At 59.4% G+C, this 18,115-nt stretch carries 19 protein-coding genes; 11 read left to right on the forward strand and 8 right to left on the reverse strand.

The genetic code is table 11. The features are described from left to right. Positions 1-90: 90 nt before the first annotated feature. Positions 91-264 (reverse strand): 50S ribosomal protein L32, encoded by a 174-nt coding sequence (gene rpmF / locus L8V22_RS09620; RefSeq protein ID WP_238802239.1) that lies wholly within the window; start codon positions 262-264, stop codon positions 91-93. 15 nt (positions 265-279) lie between these two features. Further along, on the reverse strand, positions 280-549 hold the full coding sequence (locus tag L8V22_RS09625; protein ID WP_005323793.1) for a type B 50S ribosomal protein L31: 270 nt from the start codon (positions 547-549) through the stop codon (positions 280-282). A 475-nt stretch (positions 550-1,024) separates the two neighbouring features. Here L8V22_RS09625 and rpmB point away from each other — a divergent pair, with 475 nt between their 5' ends. The 6 genes from rpmB to L8V22_RS09655 all read left to right on the forward strand — a co-directional run bounded on the left by rpmB (position 1,025) and on the right by L8V22_RS09655 (position 3,847). After that, a complete protein-coding gene (gene rpmB / locus L8V22_RS09630; protein ID WP_005279911.1) occupies positions 1,025-1,261 on the forward strand; it encodes a 50S ribosomal protein L28 in 237 nt (78 codons plus the stop codon). A gap of 2 nt (positions 1,262-1,263) precedes the next feature. Beyond that, on the forward strand, positions 1,264-1,428 hold the full coding sequence (gene rpmG, locus L8V22_RS09635) for a 50S ribosomal protein L33 (RefSeq protein ID WP_005279910.1): 165 nt from the start codon (positions 1,264-1,266) through the stop codon (positions 1,426-1,428). Positions 1,429-1,431: 3 nt separating this feature from the next. Then, complete coding sequence (gene rpsN / locus L8V22_RS09640; protein ID WP_005279906.1) at positions 1,432-1,737, forward strand: 30S ribosomal protein S14; 306 nt, start codon at positions 1,432-1,434, stop codon at positions 1,735-1,737. A 15-nt stretch (positions 1,738-1,752) separates the two neighbouring features. After that, complete coding sequence (rpsR, locus tag L8V22_RS09645; RefSeq protein ID WP_005279904.1) at positions 1,753-2,007, forward strand: 30S ribosomal protein S18; 255 nt, start codon at positions 1,753-1,755, stop codon at positions 2,005-2,007. A gap of 241 nt (positions 2,008-2,248) precedes the next feature. Then, complete coding sequence (locus L8V22_RS09650; protein ID WP_238802238.1) at positions 2,249-3,028, forward strand: putative nucleotidyltransferase substrate binding domain-containing protein; 780 nt, start codon at positions 2,249-2,251, stop codon at positions 3,026-3,028. 102 nt (positions 3,029-3,130) lie between these two features. Beyond that, a complete protein-coding gene (locus L8V22_RS09655) occupies positions 3,131-3,847 on the forward strand; it encodes a TetR/AcrR family transcriptional regulator (protein WP_238802237.1) in 717 nt (238 codons plus the stop codon). A 7-nt stretch (positions 3,848-3,854) separates the two neighbouring features. Here L8V22_RS09655 and L8V22_RS09660 read toward each other — a convergent pair whose 3' ends face one another. From L8V22_RS09660 to L8V22_RS09680, 5 genes are read right to left on the reverse strand one after another with little or no spacing between them, the layout of a single operon-like run. Next, complete coding sequence (locus tag L8V22_RS09660) at positions 3,855-4,484, reverse strand: hypothetical protein (RefSeq protein ID WP_238802236.1); 630 nt, start codon at positions 4,482-4,484, stop codon at positions 3,855-3,857. 25 nt (positions 4,485-4,509) lie between these two features. Continuing rightward, entirely contained in the window at positions 4,510-5,454 is a 945-nt protein-coding gene (locus tag L8V22_RS09665) for a hypothetical protein (RefSeq protein ID WP_238802235.1), read from the reverse strand. A 15-nt stretch (positions 5,455-5,469) separates the two neighbouring features. Beyond that, positions 5,470-7,002 carry a bifunctional phosphoribosylaminoimidazolecarboxamide formyltransferase/IMP cyclohydrolase gene (gene purH, locus L8V22_RS09670; RefSeq protein ID WP_238802234.1) on the reverse strand — a complete coding sequence of 511 codons (1,533 nt, stop codon included), beginning with the start codon at positions 7,000-7,002 and terminating at the stop codon, positions 5,470-5,472. 27 nt (positions 7,003-7,029) lie between these two features. Then, positions 7,030-7,638 carry a phosphoribosylglycinamide formyltransferase gene (purN, locus tag L8V22_RS09675; protein ID WP_238802240.1) on the reverse strand — a complete coding sequence of 203 codons (609 nt, stop codon included), beginning with the start codon at positions 7,636-7,638 and terminating at the stop codon, positions 7,030-7,032. 22 nt (positions 7,639-7,660) lie between these two features. Continuing rightward, positions 7,661-9,265: a cell division protein PerM gene (locus tag L8V22_RS09680; RefSeq protein WP_269966486.1), complete on the reverse strand. Its 1,605-nt coding sequence runs from the start codon at positions 9,263-9,265 to the stop codon at positions 7,661-7,663. A 498-nt stretch (positions 9,266-9,763) separates the two neighbouring features. Between L8V22_RS09680 and L8V22_RS09685 the strand changes: the two genes are divergently transcribed. Further along, positions 9,764-10,513 (forward strand): M23 family metallopeptidase, encoded by a 750-nt coding sequence (locus L8V22_RS09685; RefSeq protein WP_238801980.1) that lies wholly within the window; start codon positions 9,764-9,766, stop codon positions 10,511-10,513. Between the two features lie 635 nt (positions 10,514-11,148). Next, complete coding sequence (locus L8V22_RS09690; RefSeq protein WP_238801977.1) at positions 11,149-11,907, forward strand: M23 family metallopeptidase; 759 nt, start codon at positions 11,149-11,151, stop codon at positions 11,905-11,907. Here L8V22_RS09690 and pcrA read toward each other — a convergent pair. Further along, positions 11,904-14,417, reverse strand: coding sequence for a DNA helicase PcrA (gene pcrA / locus L8V22_RS09695; RefSeq protein ID WP_238801976.1), 2,514 nt, complete (start codon positions 14,415-14,417; stop codon positions 11,904-11,906). The genes L8V22_RS09690 and pcrA overlap by 4 nt on opposite strands. A 97-nt stretch (positions 14,418-14,514) precedes the next feature. On the opposite strand from pcrA, the gene L8V22_RS09700 reads away from it, so the two are divergent. From L8V22_RS09700 to pgi, 3 genes are all read left to right on the forward strand, one after another. After that, positions 14,515-14,838: a chorismate mutase gene (locus L8V22_RS09700; RefSeq protein ID WP_086588683.1), complete on the forward strand. Its 324-nt coding sequence runs from the start codon at positions 14,515-14,517 to the stop codon at positions 14,836-14,838. Between the two features lie 47 nt (positions 14,839-14,885). Beyond that, positions 14,886-16,232, forward strand: a complete 1,347-nt coding sequence (locus tag L8V22_RS09705) for a Na+/H+ antiporter family protein (protein WP_238801975.1) — start codon at positions 14,886-14,888, stop codon at positions 16,230-16,232. A gap of 87 nt (positions 16,233-16,319) precedes the next feature. Next, on the forward strand, positions 16,320-17,957 hold the full coding sequence (gene pgi / locus L8V22_RS09710; protein ID WP_238801974.1) for a glucose-6-phosphate isomerase: 1,638 nt from the start codon (positions 16,320-16,322) through the stop codon (positions 17,955-17,957). The last annotated feature ends 158 nt before the right edge of the window (positions 17,958-18,115 follow it).

The raw sequence follows: 18,115 nt of genomic DNA on the forward strand, positions 1-18,115 counted from the left end.
GTGAGAACATACTTATAGGAAGACTTTGAAGCTAAAAAATCCCCGCCCAACTCACCCAAAGAGAGTCGACGGGGAAATTAAAATAAGAGCTTAGAACTGCTCTACATCAACCAGACCCAGCTTGGCAGCCTTGACCAGGCGGCGCGGGATACGCACGGTCTGGCCATCGATGTTGACTTCCTGGAGGGCTACGTTGTCAGCCTTCCACTGGGAACGACGTGCGTGGGTATTCGCACGGGACTTCTTAAACTTAGGAGTTGCCATTTTCTACTCTCCTCCTTACGCGTTCTTCTTCTTGCGGCGAGCCATGCCACCGAAGCGCTGGTTGAAGCGCTCGACGCGGCCGGCGGTATCCATAACGCGCTGTGCACCAGTCCAGAATGGGTGGGACTCAGCGGTAACGTCAACGACGATCAGTGGGTACTCGTTGCCGTCTTCCCACTCCACAGTGCGGTCGGAGGAAGCGGTGGACTTGGTCAAAAAGGAGTGACCGGTACCAGCATCACGGAAGACTACCGGGTGGTAATCCGGGTGAATATCTTTCTTCATATATATTCCCTCAGGGTTGGACTACGGGTCGGTTCTACGCGTTTACTGCGAAGATCGTGCCCGAGTTGGGACGTACAAATTTCACTCTGTCAACCGCGCACCGCGTGGCACGGGTCAACAACCTGGATTATCCTACAGTCAACTACCCCAGATACGAAATCCCCAACCGGCGTCAACCACTCAGTTCACACACGTTTCTTGCATTACGCGCGACAGGCCCACACAGACAAACACCACCCCAGCACGGCAAACGGACCAGCTACCGCACGAAGGCAGCGATTAGGTAAATCGCGCCCAAGGCTGTAAGATTTTCCCTTGCTGTTGTCAAAATATACGTTTTACGCCCCGTCTACTGGTGTTTGACGATGGCGCCGCACCCGCTCACACCTCACTTTTGAGCACTGCCACCCTCACACGGCAGTCGGCGCTTCATTGTCTATAGCCATGATGTGGGCGGCTAGGAGAAAGAAGACCCATGTCGGCTATTTGCCAGGTAACGGGCCGCAAGCCGGAATTCGGCAAGCAGGTCTCGCACTCGCACCGCCGCACTTCGCGCCGTTGGAACCCCAACGTGCAGCGTCGTCGCTACTACCTGCCCTCTGAGGGCCGTACCATCACCCTGAATGTTTCCACCAAGGGCATGAAGATCATCGACCGCGATGGCATCGAGTCCGTTGTGGCTAAGATTCGCGCACGTGGGGAGAAGATTTAAGTATGGCACGTAACGATATCCGCCCAATCATTAAGCTGAAGTCCACTGCGGGCACCGGTTACACCTACGTGACCCGTAAGAACAAGCGCAACAACCCGGATCGCATCACCCTGAAGAAGTTCGATCCGATTGCCCGCAAGCACGTCGAATTCCGCGAGGAGCGATAATCAATGGCTAAGAAGTCCAAGATCGCTAAGAACGAGCAGCGCAAGGAAATCGTCGCCCGCTATGCGGAGCGTCGCGCTGAGCTCAAGAAGATCATCAAGAACCCGAACACCCCGGATGAGGAGCGCTTGGAGGCTCAGTTCGAGCTGAACCGCCAGCCTCGTGATGCTTCCCCAGCCCGCGTTCGTAACCGTGACGCTGCCGATGGCCGCCCACGCGGTTACCTCCGCAAGTTCGGCCTGTCCCGTGTCCGTATGCGCGGCATGGCTCACCGTGGTGAGCTGCCGGGCGTTCGCAAGTCCAGCTGGTAAAGGGGTAATTGCACAATGGCTAATAAGCGCAATAACCAAAAGAAGTTCCGTATGGAGCAGAGCCGTCGCCCAAAGAAGAACCCTTTGAAGGCTGAGGGCATCGAGAAGGTGGACTACAAGGACACCAAGACTCTGCGTCTATTCATCTCGGATCGCCACAAGATCCGTTCCCGTCGCGTCACCGGTCTGACTCCGCAGCAGCAGCGTCAGGTTGCTACTGCAGTCAAGAACGCACGCGAAATGGCTCTCCTGCCGTTCACCACCCGCTAAACAGTAGCTGGGTATCAACAGCGCACTTTTGCCGCTGGCAAGTGTGACACGGTAAAAGAACCATTCACTTTCGCCGCCTCCCTCCTCGAGGGCAGGCGGCGAAAGTCGTTTTTACCCCCTTGTCCCCTCCCCTAGACCCATATGCCCAGCCCTAAAGGTTCAGGTGTTAGATTGAAAGCATTCGTGCCTCCGCAACTACTTGGGGAAGCACCGGCCCCGCACTAGTGAAAGGCAGTGAACAATGGCCCTGCACCAATCCCTACTCGACCTCTCCGAGCTTGCCCCGCACTGCCAGTCCCGCGCTACCGCCCGCGGACTACTCGCAGAGGCCCAAGATATCCTGCGCAATGCTGTCGCTCACCAAGACGATGAGATTGAATTGGCGCACTGGTATTCTCGCTTGATTACGGATATTGTTCGCTCCCCTGGGGTCAACTCCCCGGTCCGCCTTACCGGCGCTGCCGCCCGTGGGGACCAGCTGCCATCGATGCCGGTGGAATGGATTGGCCAAGATGCAGATCTTCTAGAGGTCTTCTCTGATGTCGGTCTCCGAGCTCAAGAATCAGCTGATTCTATCGCCGCACGCGTCGATGCCGGCCTACCCCTCGGAAACGGCAGCGAGCAAGCACTTCTTGAGGAAGCCTTGGCTCAGCGCCCTCCTGCCCTAAAGATGGTGGACGGCTTGCCGGATCGGGATGCTGACGTAGATATCAAAGCCACCCTGCTCTCGCCCATCGCAGCTATTGCTCGCTGGGCGGCGCCGGGGCCGCGCCCGACGGTGGATCGCTTGGCCATTGGCGTGGAGCGCGATCTGCTCAGCGCCGCTGACGCGGAATCTTTGGACCTAGCGTGGCGTACCGGCTATGCACTAGAGTTGCGCCGTTGGTACGAACGCGTCAGCGAGCACTCGACTACGCTGCGAGATCTGCCGCCGCTCGACCGCACAGCTTATGGCTCGGCCTGCCGCATCGTCTCAGCTACGTTTGAATCCATTGCACGGCGGGCAGAAGAATATAAATAGGCCCTACGGTGCGGATTCGGAAGCTGTACCTAGTCGGGCATAAAATTGTACAGTTGGTTAATAAAAGTGATTTCTCTTTTATGAAAGGAGGCGTCCCACCGCATGGCTGGCAATGTCGGTAGGCCGCGTAAACACAGCCCGCGGCGCAGGGGCAATAGCGCCCGTGAGGAGATATTGGACGCCTCCTCCGAGCTTTTCACTACCCAGGGTTTTGCTACCACGTCCACGCACCAGATTGCAGACGCGGTTGGTATCCGTCAGGCCTCTTTGTACTACCACTTTCCGTCCAAGACGGAGATTTTCCTTACGCTGCTAAATTCCACCATCGAGCCTTCCTTGGAGTTGGCCGATGAGCTGGCCGGCACCGATGCGGATCCGGCTCAGCGCCTGTGGTCTTTGGTCGCCGCGGAATCGCGTCTGTTGCTTACCAGCGGCTGGAACGTGGGCCGCTTATATCAGCTGCCGGTGGCTAATTCTTCGGAGTTCTCCGAGTATCACAGTTCGCGCGATCGCCTGCAGAATCACTTCCGCTCCACCGCCGCCGCCATCGTGGGCAAAGATGATCCCCGGGTGGAGTTGCCGTTCCACATCGCTTTATCCGTCATTGAGATGCGCCCCAATAACGGCACCCCTCCGTTCGATGCTTCCCAGTCGGTACCGGAGACAGCAGCCATGCTTGCCGACGCCGCCCTAGCCGTTCTCGGCGCCTCCGTCCCCGATAACGCCGAGGAAACCACCCTCGAGCTACTGAAAAACCGCAACGACTCCATCTCCGCGGCCGCCGCCGCAGCGGCCGACCGCAAGAAGAAGTCGCGCTAACCCCTCATTAGCGCTGCCACGACTCCGTAAACTCTCCCGTGGCGGCCAATCCGCCTCCCTCGCGCACGCTGACGCCGCTCGGGGTCACCACGATAATCGAGGGATCCGCATTGACGTAGTAGTTATTTCCGTCTTGAGTAACGTCGCCCGTTTGGAACTGCCCATCAAACATCGACGAGCGATAGAACTTGGCTCCACCGCCGGTTTCACAAATGATCACCCTGCCGTCGGGACCAGAGCCGGCGAATAAGGCACGCTCAAATCGCTGACAGTTGGCATAGCCGCCGTCCAGCCACCCGTACTCGTTGAAGTTGGAAATGTAGTTACCCACACCACTCTTTTGTCCCCCGCCGGAAGAGGATGGTGATTCCTGCTTTTCTGTCTGCGTGACCGTGACTACTGGTGGCTCCTCAGGGGCATCCTCCTCTTTCGTTACGGTCTCCTGCGCAGCCGCGGTTTCCTCGCCACTTTTCTCTTCTTTATCAGCGTTGTCGACCGTGGTCATTCCACTCCCCTGGCCTTTGAAGCTGGGGGTAGCCTCATTCTGAGAGTCGCTGCAGCCGTTAAGCGCGAGGCTGGCAGCCACGAGCGGGACAAAGCCCGCGGCAAGTGTGCGGAGGCGAGAGCGAGAAGTCATGAGTTTTCCTTTCTGGTGCTAGGACTTAGCAGGCTGGGCTGGGCCACTGCGTATCGGCTTGAGCGAGTTCTTCGGCAATGGATGTAAGAACCGCCTGGGCGGAGGCGTACTGGCCATCAGGGGACGAGGCAATCATTGCTACGGCGACATCGTGCCCACCCAACCGGACCATACCCATCTGTCGCACATCGTAAGCACCAGCGGGGTTTGGTCCCCAGCCGCCCTTCATGAAGGAGCCCGGCAAGGTGCGTAGACCGTAGCTTTGCGCCGGATCGGCGACACCCATGGCGTCGATAATCGGCTGCGCTCCCTCCACGCAGCGCAACCCAGCCATAAACTTAGCCTGGTTGCCCACGCTCCACATGGTTTGACCGAAGGCCGTAAACTCCGGTCGGGTGACCTGGGATTGGACTTGGGTGGCGCTATCGCCTGCCTCCGCAAGAACGCTTTGCGCAGTTTGGGCGGCGGCGGTGCCCTCCCCTAAAGCCGCCCACGCGGCTTTAGCGGCCTCGTTTTCGGAGTAAGTAATCGCGGAGGACACCAGCTGGCTATCGGCCACACCGGTACGATTCGCCGCAATGAGCACGGGAACTTTGGAAGTCGACCACGCGGCTTCGGGAGCGGTGCGCCCAGCTTCTACGGTGGAAGTACCATCGGAGACCGCGATGCCTACATTTCCGTGTTCTGCCACGATGCGGTCCAGCACGGCTTGGACATCACCGGCAGCGGCTGCAGCCGATGGTTCAGTGGAGGAGGCTGGGGCAGACTCGGCAGCAGGCGCCGCAGATGAAGCCACCGACGGCGCATCCGTGGTCTCACCATAGAGAGGATCGGCTGTGCCGCGCGCCTCGGTATTGACAAAAGTAGGGGAATTATCCGCCGCATTCTCATCGCCGCAGGCACTCAGTGCGAGCATGCATGCGATGAGCGCAGCTGCCGGGTGCCAGGCCCGGCGGATAGGGAACGTCATGAAACCTAGCTTAGGCTAGTGCGCGAAGTGGCGGGTACCGGTCAGATAAAGGGTGACGCCGGCTGCCTTGGCCGCTGCAATGACTTCTTCATCGCGGATGGAGCCGCCGGGCTGAACAACGGCCTTCACGCCGGCGTCGAGAAGCACCTGCAAACCATCGGCGAATGGGAAGAAGGCATCGGAAGCGGCGAAGGACCCCTCGGTGCGGTTGGCACCATCGGCCAGGGTATTGGCGCGCTCGACGGCGAGCTTGGCAGAGTCAACGCGGTTGACCTGCCCCATGCCCACGCCCACGGTCGCATTGTCCTTGGCTAACAAGATCGCATTGGACTTCACCGCGCGCACGGCGCGCCACGCGAACTCGAGCTCGGCCATATCGGACTCGTTGAGAGCCTCGCCTGCCGCCAGGGTCCAGTTGGCCGGGTTATCGCCCTCGGCCTGGTAGGTATCTGGCTCCTGGGTGAGCACACCGCCAGAGATGTACTTGCGCTCTTCGTGCTGGTCCTCGTGCTCCGCCTGGAGCACGCGCAGGTTCTTCTTGGCCTTGAGCACCTCGATGGCACCGTCCTCGTAGGAAGGAGCGACGATAACCTCGGTAAAGATTTCCTTGACCTGCTCGGCCATCTCTACGGTGACCTCGCGGTTGACGGCAATGACGCCGCCGAAAGCGGACATCGGGTCGCATGCATGCGCTGCGCGGTGGGCAGCGGCGATGGACTCTTCAGAAACGGCAATGCCACAAGGATTGGTGTGCTTGATAATCGCCACGCAGGGACGCTCATGATCCCACGCGGCGCGCCAGGCAGCATCCGCATCCTGGTAGTTGTTGTAGCTCATCTCTTTGCCATTGAACTGGGTGGCATTAGCAAGCCCCTTGGAACCGATGCGGGTGACAGTGGCTGTTTGGTGCGAGTTCTCACCGTAGCGCAGCGGGGTGGTTTGCCCCTCCTCGCTGAGCTGGTCCACGAACCAAGCGGAGACAGCCGCATCATAGTCCGCGGTATGCAGGAACGCGTCGCGGGCCAGGCCACGGCGCTGCTCCAGGGTGAAGCCTCCGTTGTTGATGGCCTCCACGGCCTCGTCATAACGGGAAGGATCCACGACTACGGCAACGGAGGGGTGGTTCTTGGCGGCCGCACGCACCATGGATGGACCGCCGATATCGATCTGCTCCACGCAGCCATCGAAGTCCGCGCCGGAAGCGACGGTCTCGCGGAAGGGGTACAGGTTAACTACGACGAGCTGGAAAGGCTCCACCTCGAGCTCGGAGAGCTGGTTGAGGTGATCTTCCTTGCGGGTATCAGCCAGGATGCCGGCGTGAACGCGCGGGTGCAGCGTCTTGACGCGGCCTTCCAAGCACTCCGGGAAGCCGGTGAGCTTTTCTACCGGAGTGACCTCGATGCCTAGGTCCGCGATCTTCTTCGCGGTGGAGCCGGTGGAGACGATTTCCACCCCTGCCTTATCGAGGGCGCGGGCTAGATCCTCCAGCCCGGTTTTGTCGTACACGCTGATAAGGGCGCGCTTTACCTGCTTGCGGTCTTCGCTCATGAGGAGGATTAAGCCTTTCGAAAAGTCTTAGTCTGCGAGTTGAATAGTAAGTTCTTCGTCGTGGATCGCCGCTGCGCGCAGCACCTCCACGATGAGATCGCGCTCTACCTGTTTGATGCGCTCGTGGAGGCTGGACTCGTCATCGTCCGCATTGATGGCCACGGGCCGCTGCGCAATGATGGAGCCGGTATCCACGCCCGCGTCCACAAAGTGAACGGTAGAGCCGGTGATCTTCACGCCATAGTCCAGGGCGTCGCGCACCGCGTGCGCTCCCTTGAAGGCAGGCAGCAGTGCCGGGTGGGTATTGATAGTGCGGCCTTCAAAGCGGTCCAGGAATCCCTGGCCCAAAATCTTCATAAAGCCCGCAGAAACAACAACGTCTGGCTGCGCAGCATCTACTGCGCCAACCAGACGTTGATTCCATTCGGCGCGATCCGCACCCAGCGCCACGACCTCGGTATCGATCCCGTGGTCCTGGGCGCGGGAAATACCGTGGCATTCCTTATCCGCCACTACTTTAACTACCTGGTAGTGCCCGGCCTGGGCATCCACGATGGCTTGTAGCAGGGAACCCGTTCCAGAAACGAGCACCACCACTCGGAGGCGTTTAGGGTCAGCGGTATAGCGCGGAGGCATCGGTGAAGTCACGCGCTATAGCCTAGCCCCTCTCCCCCTCCTCGGGGGAATTCTCGTTCGGAGAATCCTGCTCTTTCTCCCCCATTTGGTCCTTCAACTGTTGGCTAACCGGCTTGGCGACGCCCCTTTTCTCCCTCTCAGCTTCCTCTGATTCCTCTTGCTGCTTCGCCGCATCCTCAGCCGGGGTGTCTTCCTCCGTGGCGGTCTTCATTGCAGCGCCTTCCTCCTCTGCTTCCTGGTCTTCGACAACCTGGTCCTCTACGACCTCGGCGTCAACGACTTCCGGATCCGTGATGGGCTCGCGCTCCGGCTCGGCGGAATCCTCGGTGGCATCGGCAGCCGCAGCATCGACAGCGGGGGCATCCGCGTGTGCATCTTCCAGGGAAGCACCAGTTTCTGTGCGGGCTGTGCGCCACGCAACGAAGGCGAAACCTGCGGCCACTGCACTGCCCACAACGGCCATCCACAAAGCGGTTAGTCCCGCAGCGGTCCACAGCTTCGGGCCGGTGACGCCGTAGTAGCCAAGCTCACCGCTGACGAGATAGCAGGCGATCAACATAACTACAGCGGAGGCTACCGTAGCTACCAGTGCGTCTTGAAAGTTCGGACGCTTTTTATATACCGAGTAGATTGCAGCGCCGAGGGGGACGATCATAAGCGCTACCGCCCAGCCGGGCATTGATGCTGGGATACCGCCGGTAATCGGCAGTGGCGGCAGCGGTACGAGGTGGGCACTAAAGAGGCTGACCGAGCCTTCGCCGACAGAAAACTCTGCGCCCACCAATACCGCCGCGGTGCTGACGATGGCATTGGGAATATACAGCAGGCTCATTAGCACGAGACCGGCAACGCCGAGCCCGGATACCGTGGGATATTCATCCATCATCTCGCCCTGGCGAGAAATATTGAGGACAAAAACCACTGCAAAGACTATGGCTGCGCCAATGGCCAGGTAGCCGAGGTAGCGAAGGGCGATCTGGGCGGCGTCGATAATCTGGCGCGGCACCCCGTAACGCTTGGCCAATGCCCGCCACAAGCGCGTGCCCATACCGGCGGCCATGGCGGCAAGATGCAGAACAATAACCCGCAGCAGGGCTTGTGCCAGGCTTGGCGGGGAGACGTCATAGACCTTGCCCGCGTCCCACAGCATCAGCCATGCGATGATGGTAAATACCACTGGCACGCCAAGCACGCAGCTAAGAAGGATGAGCAGGTCCTTGACGCTAACCTTGTGCTTTACCGCGTTGCGCACGCGAACCGCCACCACCGCCGCCAAGATGAGCGCGGGTAAGGCGGGCAAGAAAGAGATGTGCACATCGGCCGCCGAGACTGGCGCAAGGTTAAAGACCATCCATGACTCCGCCACGATGGTGTACCACCACGCCAAGGGAGAGCCTGCCAGCATAAGACCGCCGAGAGCGATGGCCATAATGATAAGGACAATGACCACATTGGGCACTGCCGCCGTGATAAGCATGCGGCGGATGCGGCCGGCCTTAGTCAGAGGCGCGGGAGCGCGACGAGCCTTGGCCTTGGAACCGGCTTTCCGAGCGACGCGCCGGGCAGATCCAGAGGACTGGCGCACCCCGTTGGGATGGGGAGCACGCGAGGTACGCTCCGTGCGCACACTCCGACCGCGCGCCTGCCTACGCGGGCGGGGCGTTGACCGAGATTGGGGGCTGGTATTTTTGTTCATCGGCGTCCACTTTGCCACCTTCCGGAGCCAAAATCGGAGTGACGCGACGAGGCACCCGCAAAATCACCGGGGATAACCTGCGCACCTGCACTATACAGATATATAAGGAGTATAAAATCTACCCTTGTTTCACACCCTTAACTCTGGCTGTAATACTATGAGTCAAAGGTCGTTAGTTTTTGCGTGACGCACGCGGAGCCTGCGTGGGATCTTTATCGCATTAACAAAATGCCCTCCACCCCATGTCGCCTGCTCATGGGCAATTCCGCCTAGTGGCGCCTGAAAAATTCTTAATTTGGGTTGCTGTTATCTTTTTGAGACGCTACTGTTACATCTCGTTGGTAACAAGAAGGTCACAATCTCGTAACTAACTCGGTGAGGATGTAACACTCCATTACGCAGATTGTGAAAATGACGAAAGAAGACCTGATGCGAAGCAAAGTTCAGCGTGGCGCCGGCCGCCATCGCAAGATTGTCACCTCGCAGACCGCGAAGGGCCGCATTGCCGTAATGACGGTTGCGGCAGGTGCCGTTTCCACTGCCGGCATTGGTGGCGCAGCCGCCGCAAATATTCAGTCCGATGACGCGGCCACCACCAAAACGCAGTCCGTTGACTTCGAACTCGCCTCTGACTCCACCCAAGTTGAGGACGCAGCCGAGGCTCCCGTTGACGCCACCCCGCAAATCCTCAACGTAGCTGAGGCAAAGCCGGTTGCAGATCTCACTGATCAGCTCAACAAGGCCATCCAGGCTTCCGAGGAGCGCGCCGCTGCCGATGAAGCTGCTCGCGCACCTTCCATTGCCCGCCCTGCCGAAGGCGCATTCACATCTCCATTCGCTATGCGCTGGGGCACCTTCCACAAGGGCGTCGACATCGCCAACTCTCCCGGCACCCCAATCCTTGCCGTCATGGATGGTACGGTCATCGACTCCGGTCCAGCTTCCGGCTTTGGCCAGTGGATCCGCATCATGCACGACGACGGCACCATGACCGTTTATGGTCACATGCAAACTCTTGACGTGGCCGTTGGCGAGCACGTGCATGCTGGCCAGAAGATTGCCGGCATGGGCTCGATGGGCTTTTCCACCGGCTCCCACCTCCACTTCGAAGTTCACCCGAACGGTGGCGAGGCAATCGATCCGCAGCCTTGGCTGGCTGAGCGAGGCATCGACCTCTAAGGCCCCCACCCCAACACCTTCTTGTTAAGCGCCGCAAAGGTTTCTCCTGCGGTGCTTTTTCATATCCAGAAGCGCCTATAGCACCGACAGCCCAACCGAGCACCCCCTCTCGCCAACACTGCCCTCAGAAAGCCCCACAGTCCCCCAACACCGCCCGAGTGACCCGCTCGCCATAAAGCGGGACACGAACACAGACGCGGCCACACTGGAACCCCGCAAGGGCGCCAGAGACACATTCAGGCAAGTCTAGGGCCCAGACTTGCCGCAGGTAGACGGACATTTTCTCATCCACTTATTTCCGCAACCCACACATATCAGCCACAGTCGCGTCCTTCACCCCCAAGGTCCACCCCCAGACCCTAAACCACTACTTTACATACACCACTTTAGCCCCATCAGTAACACGCGCAACAAGCTGGCATGTTCGAATGATTTCGAATTTTTTCCGCCACTACCAGCGTTTTTTAAGATTGCGCGGGCCATTAGAGAGGGCTAACTTTTAACTCGTTGCCACAAGCGATTACGAGCGCAAGCATTTTGGCTTTCGGCGTGTCGCGGTTGGCAGTTGAAAGACGCCGCCCCTCCCACGGTGCAGGCGTCCCGAGACCATGCACAGCCATGAAAAGGACTTAAATATGAAGCGCATGAACCGCGCACGCAAGAACGTGGCGCTGAGCATCGTTACGCTCGGTACCGTACTTGCTACCGGCACCACCGCTTTTGCTGCAGAGCCAGTGGCTAGCGTGGACGTATCGGACGGCTCTTCCGAGCCCACCGCTACGAACGTAGATAACGCCGGCGTGGTCGACGCCCTCGTGGGCTTGGCCACCACCACCGTAGGCGTAGTGAACGGCGAGACCACCCCGCAGGTAGACGGGAACCAATCCGGCGGCATCAATATCGTGCTCGATCCGGGTTCTGTACCAGGGCTGAAAGAAGCATTCGCCCCGAAGGGCGACCACTCTGGACTCACCACGAAGCGCGGCACGGATTCCGCGGGCAATACCGTGGTCTTTCCTACCTCCGGTACCCTTACTTCTGGCTTCGGCCAGCGTTGGGGCACGATGCACAACGGCATCGACGTAGCAAACTCCGTGGGCACCCCGATTGTGGCGGTCATGGACGGCACCGTAATCAACTCCGGGCCAGCACAGGGCTTTGGCAACTGGATCCGCATCCAGCACGATGACGGCACCATCTCCGTCTACGGCCACATGTCGGCAGACCAGCTCAAGGTCAACGTGGGCGACCACGTGACCGCGGGTCAAGAGATCGCCGGCATTGGCAACGAGGGCCACTCCACTGGCCCGCACCTCCACTTTGAGATTCACCCAGGTGGTGGAGCACCCGTTGACCCAGTCTCCTGGTTCAACGAGCGCGGCATTTCGGTCTAGAGCTTTTCCATCGGCACTCCGCCGATGAGCATCAGCCGAACCTTGCCGGAAGAACCAAAGTCCACGGTGACCGTGGCACGCTTGCCGGAGCCCGACGTCTCAATGACGGTACCGAGCCCGTATTTAGCGTGATTGACACGGTCCCCCACGGCAAGGTTGAGGTTATTGTTCTTGGGCATTGAGGTTGCCGCCGGCTTGCTCGTGCGCTGCGATGGGGAAGACGCAGCGCGCTGGCCACCGCGGGACCCGCCTCTGCCCCACCCGGACCAATCGCGACCGTAGGAACGACCATATTGGTAATCATCCTCGCCCCACGCACCGGTGAGGGAACTATCGGAGTCTTCGCGCTGCCAGTTGATGAGGTCTGCAGGGACCTCGCCGAGGAAGCGGCTGGCGGGATTGGTCACTGGATTACCCCACGCCGAACGCAAGATGGCACGGGTGAGGTACAACTGTTCGCGGGCACGAGTAATGCCCACATAGGCTAGGCGGCGCTCTTCGCTCAATTCCTTCGGGTCACCGAGTGAGCGCATATGCGGGAATTGACCATCCTCCCAGCCGGTTAAAAAGACCACGGGAAACTCAAGGCCCTTTGCGGTGTGCAGAGTCATCATGGTGACCACGCCGGTCTCCGAGTCAGGAATCTGATCAGCATCAGCCACCAGCGACACCTTTTCCAAGAAGGCCTGCAACGAGCCCGGCGCAGCCTCACCCTCCTCCACTAACTCGGAAGGATCCACTACATCTGCACCAGATGCAGCCAGCTGATTCGCGGCCTCTGAAGTAAATTCGCGTGCCACCGATACCAACTCGTTTAAGTTATCTAGGCGCGCGCCATCTTGCGGATCGTTCGAGTTTTCCAATTCCGCCTTGTACCCCGTGGCATCCAAAATGGCGGAAAGCAGGTCACCCAAATCCGGCTGGCCAGTAACCTCATCGCGCATGGACGGGATCTGATTGCGGATCCCCTCCATCATCTCGTTGAATTTGGTGACGGCGTTAATGGCCCGGGTGGCTAGGCCAGGAACTTCGCCACGGGGGACATCGGCAAGCGCCTTGCCGAAGCTAATGCCGTGGTTTTCTGCGTGCAGGGCGATATGCCCCTGCGCCTTATCACCAATGGCACGCTTGGGCACATTGATAATGCGGCGCAGGCTCACTGTATCGTCCGGGTTATCCAGGATGCGCAGGTAGGCCACCATATCGCGGATTTCGCGCCGCTCATAAAAGCGCGTTCCACCGACCACCTTGTAGGGAATTCCGGAGCGGATGAAGATATCTTCCAGCGCACGAGAGGCATTATTGGTGCGGTACATGACCGCAATATCGGAATAGCTGCGGCCCTTATCCGCCAAGGAATCAATCTCGGAGGCGATGAACCGCGCCTCATCGTGCTCGTTATCGGCAACGTAGCCTACGATCTGCTCGCCTTCCCCATGGGCGGTCCACAGGTTCTTCTCGCGTCGGTTCTCATTTTTAGCAATAACGGCGTTGGCCGCATTGAGAATGGTCTGGGTGGAGCGATAGTTCTGCTCCAGCAAGATGGTATGTGCTTGCGGGTAGTCGCGCTCGAATTCCTGGATATTGCGGATGGTCGCGCCACGGAAGGCATAAATGGACTGGTCGGAATCGCCCACCACACACAGTTCAGGCGCGTCAGGGCCGAGCTCTCCCCTGCCCACGAGCGCAGCAACCAGCGCATACTGGGCGTGGTTGGTGTCCTGGTACTCGTCGATAAGCACGTGCTTAAAGCGCCGCCGATAAAAATCCACCACCTGCTGGTGCTGGGTGAAGATCCGCACCACCTCACCGATGAGGTCATCAAAGTCCACCGCATTGGCTGCGCGCAAGCGGCGCTGATATTCGGCATAGACCTGGGCCACGGTAGTTTCAAACGGGTTCTTGGTCTGCTGCGCCTTCTCCAGCGCAGATTCAGGACCAATGAGTTCGTTTTTGTGGTTGGAAATCTGATTGGCCAGCACGCGCGGGGTGTACTTTTTCAGATCTAGCTGCATGTCCTTGGCAATCATGGACAATAGCCGGCGGGCATCATCACCATCGTAGATGGTGAAGTTGGTATTAAGGCCCGGCACAAGCTGGGCGTTTTGGCGCAGGATGCGCACACAAATCGAGTGGAAGGTAGACACCCACATGCGCTCGGCCACAGGGCCCACTAGCCCGCCCACGCGCTCCTTCATTTCCGCGGCGGCCTTATTAGTAAAGGTAATGGCGAGGATCTCCCACGGATTCACCCCGCGGTGGCGCATGAGATACGCAATACGCCGGGTAAGCACCGCGGTCTTACCGGAACCGGCGCCGGCGACAATGAGCAGCGGGCTACCGGAATGAGTAACGGCCTCGAGCTGCTGTGGGTTGAGACCCTCGGTCAAAGGTTCAGTGGATTCGAGTTGCGGGTCCGCCGAGCGCGGTGCGCCGAAGCCGCCCAAGGGGTGTGGGGCGGGTGCACCGCCGGTAGACGGGGAAGGACTAAAAGGAGAGTTTTCGTTCATAATGCCTTCCAACCTACTAGCCCTACTGGACACGCCCCGTATCCGCCGTGCGAGCTGCTATTTCCTTTTTCTCAGGCGGGTGGCACAATATGGTTTTATGACCGCAGAAGATAAGAAGGACATCGTCAATAATGGCTTGGACATCCGCACGCCTTCGGGCACGGATGATCCCCTATCTGATGCGGAGATCCAACAGTATCGCGAAGAAATCAACCGCATGGATCGCATCATCTTGGATGCTGCCAAGCGCCGCACGGAAGTCTCCCAAGCAATCGGCCGCACCCGCATGAGCTCCGGCGGTACTCGCCTCGTTCACACACGCGAGATCGCAATTTTGAATCAGTTCCGCGATGAACTCGGCGAAGAAGGCCCCACCATCGCCTCTGCGCTGCTGCGCATGGGCCGCGGGCGGTTGGGCTAACCGAATAATTACTGGCCAGCCGATACTATGCAGTATCCTGGCTAAGCATGAATGCAGTTCTCATCGCCGTCATAGTCATGCTCGTGCTCGCCCTTTTGCGCGTGCATGTGGTGGTGGCTCTCTTCTTGGGTGCCATTGTGGGTGGACTCATGTCCGGCATGGGCCTTGATGCCACCATGGTTGCCTTCCAGGATGGCTTGGGCGGCGGCGCCAAGATTGCGCTGAGCTATGCCCTTTTGGGAGCTTTTGCGATGGGCGTGGCCTCGGCTGGGCTGCCCCAGGTCCTGGCTAATTTCCTCATCCGCAAGCTCGGCGGCAGCGGCGAAGCGGATCCCAAGGCGGCTTTGGCCACTAAATGGATGCTCATCCTCGGGCTCATCGCCATGTCCGTGATGAGCCAAAACCTCATCCCGGTTCACATTGCTTTCATTCCACTAATTGTTCCGCCGCTGCTTAAGGTGATGAATAAGCTGCGCCTAGACCGCCGGCTCATTACCACCTGCCTGACATTTGGCCTTATTACCACCTACATGTTTATTCCGGTGGGCTTTGGCTCCATCTACTTAAACGACATCCTGTTATTTAATATCCAGCAGGCAGGGTTGGATACCTCAGATATCAATATCATGCAGGTTATGGGCGTGCCGGCGCTCGGCATGCTCGCAGGCCTGCTCATCGCCATCTTTTTTAGCTACCGCAAGCCGCGTGACTATCAGGACCTACCCATCGCCGCTGCGGAGCACCAAGAGACCCCTTCTACCTATAAGATCTGGGTTTCCGTCGTGGCCATCATTGCCACCTTTGCGGTGCAGATTGTCATGCAGGCGCTCGATTTCGAATCCGATGGTCTCATGGTCGGCGCGCTGACCGGCCTGGGTATTTTGCTGCTTACCGGCGCGGTGAATTGGAAGCACGCCGATGACGTTTTTACCGATGGCATGAAGATGATGGCGCTCATCGGCTTCATCATGATCACCGCCCAGGGTTTTGCCTCGGTCATGACGGCCACCGACGAGGTCGGCCCGCTGGTGGATGCCACCGCTAACCTCTTTGGCACCAATAAGGTCCTTTCCGCCGGTGCCATGCTGGTGGTGGGCTTGGTAGTCACCATGGGCATCGGCTCGTCTTTTTCCACCCTGCCCATCATTTCCGTCATCTACGTGCCGCTGTGCATGTCGCTGGGTTTTAGCCCCGCGGCCACCGTTGCGCTCATTGGCACTGCAGGCGCGCTTGGCGACGCCGGCTCTCCCGCCTCCGATTCCACCCTCGGCCCCACCGCCGGTCTCGGCGCGGACGGCCAGCACGATCACATCCGCGACTCGGTCATTCCCACCTTTATCCATTTCAATATTCCGCTGCTCATCGCCGGCTGGGCAGGCGCACTCATCCTCTGAATAGGGCCCAACGCGGTTGCCCTTTCTGGACTACGGTGGGAGAGGTAAATGTTGCCAATGCGCTAGTTGCCAGAAAGGCCAACCATCATGGATATCACCGCATCTGCCCAGTGGAGCGAGCTCGCGAAAGTATATGAGGATAAAAAGAACCTCAACCTCCGCGAGCTTTTTGCCGCCGATGCAGACCGCGCCCGCAACTTCACTTTCGACGCCGCCGGATTGCACGTTGATCTGTCGAAGAATCTGATCGACGGGGACATCGTCAAGCAGCTGGTAAAGGTAGCCAAGGCCGCCGACCTAGAGTCCCGCCGCGATGCCATGTTCGCCGGCGAGCACATCAATAACACTGAGGACCGCGCCGTGCTGCATACCGCGCTGCGTATCCCGGTCGAAGATGACTTAAGCGTAGATGGCCAAGACGTCGCCGCCGATGTCCACGAGGTCTTAGGCCGCATGCGTGACTTCGCCACCGCGCTGCGCTCCGGCTCCTGGCTGGGGCACACCGGCCACACCATCAAAAAGGTGGTCAATATCGGCATCGGTGGCTCCGACCTCGGCCCGGCCATGGCGGCCAAGGCATTGCGCTCCTACGAGGTCGCTGGCATCTCCGCAGAGTTTGTTTCCAACGTGGACCCGGCCGATATGGCCGCCACCCTCGATGGCCTGGATGCAGAATCCACCCTCTTCATTATCGCCTCCAAGACCTTTACTACCCAAGAGACGCTGACCAACGCGCACGCCGCGCGCCGCTGGCTCATCGAGCAATTCGATGGCGATGAATCCGCTGTGGCCAAGCACTTCGTCGCTGTGTCTACCAATGCGGAAAAGGTAGCCGAGTTCGGCATCGATACCGAGAATATGTTCCCGTTTTGGAATTGGGTCGGCGGCCGCTACTCCGTGGATTGCGCCATCGGCTTGTCCCTTATGTGCACCATTGGACCGATGGACTTCATGCGCTTCCTCGAGGGTTTCCACGCCATGGACGAGCACTTCCGCACCGCACCGCTGGAAGAAAACGTCCCCGCGCTCATGGGCCTCCTTGGCGTCTGGTACACCAATTTCTTCGGCGCCCAGGCTCACGCCGTTCTGCCCTATTCGCAGGACCTCGGCCGCTTCCCGGCCTACCTGCAACAGCTGACCATGGAATCTAATGGCAAGTCCGTACGCCGCGACGGCACCGCGGTTACCGTCCCGTCCACCGGCGAAATCTACTGGGGCGAGCCGGGCACCAATGGCCAGCACGCCTTCTTCCAGCTCATGCACCAAGGCACCCGCCTCATCCCGGCGGACTTTATTGGGTTTGCCCGCCCGAAGCAGGACTTCCCCACCGCCGATGGCTCTGGGTCCATGCATGATCTGCTCATGGGCAACTTCTTTGCCCAGACCAAGGTCCTGGCCTTCGGCAAGACCGCAGAGGAAATCGCGGCGGAGGGCGTGGACGCGACCGTCGTGCCGCACAAGGTGATGCCGGGCAACCGTCCGACCACCACCATCCTGGCTGAGGAGCTCACCCCGCAGACCCTCGGCGCTCTCATCGCACTCTACGAACACATCGTGTTCACCCAGGGCGTTATCTGGGATATCAACTCCTTCGACCAGTGGGGCGTGGAGCTGGGCAAGCAGCAGGCTAATGACCTGGCGCCGGCAGTCTCCGGCAAGGAGGAAGCCGCATCCGGCGACCAATCCACCGACGAGCTCATCGGTTGGTACCGCTCCAACCGCTAAACGCCCACTTTTAGCCGCGTTAACCCGCTTTCGAACCTTCCGCGGGCGGATAGCGCGGCTGCTTTATGGTCTTTCTCCCCAAGGCATTATAAAACAAGCACGTTCTGCCCATAATCAGCACGAAATTGGGCAGAACGTGCTTGTTTTGTCTGCGGTCC

The organism is Corynebacterium yonathiae, assembly GCF_027570195.1.
Lineage (GTDB): Bacteria > Actinomycetota > Actinomycetes > Mycobacteriales > Mycobacteriaceae > Corynebacterium > Corynebacterium yonathiae.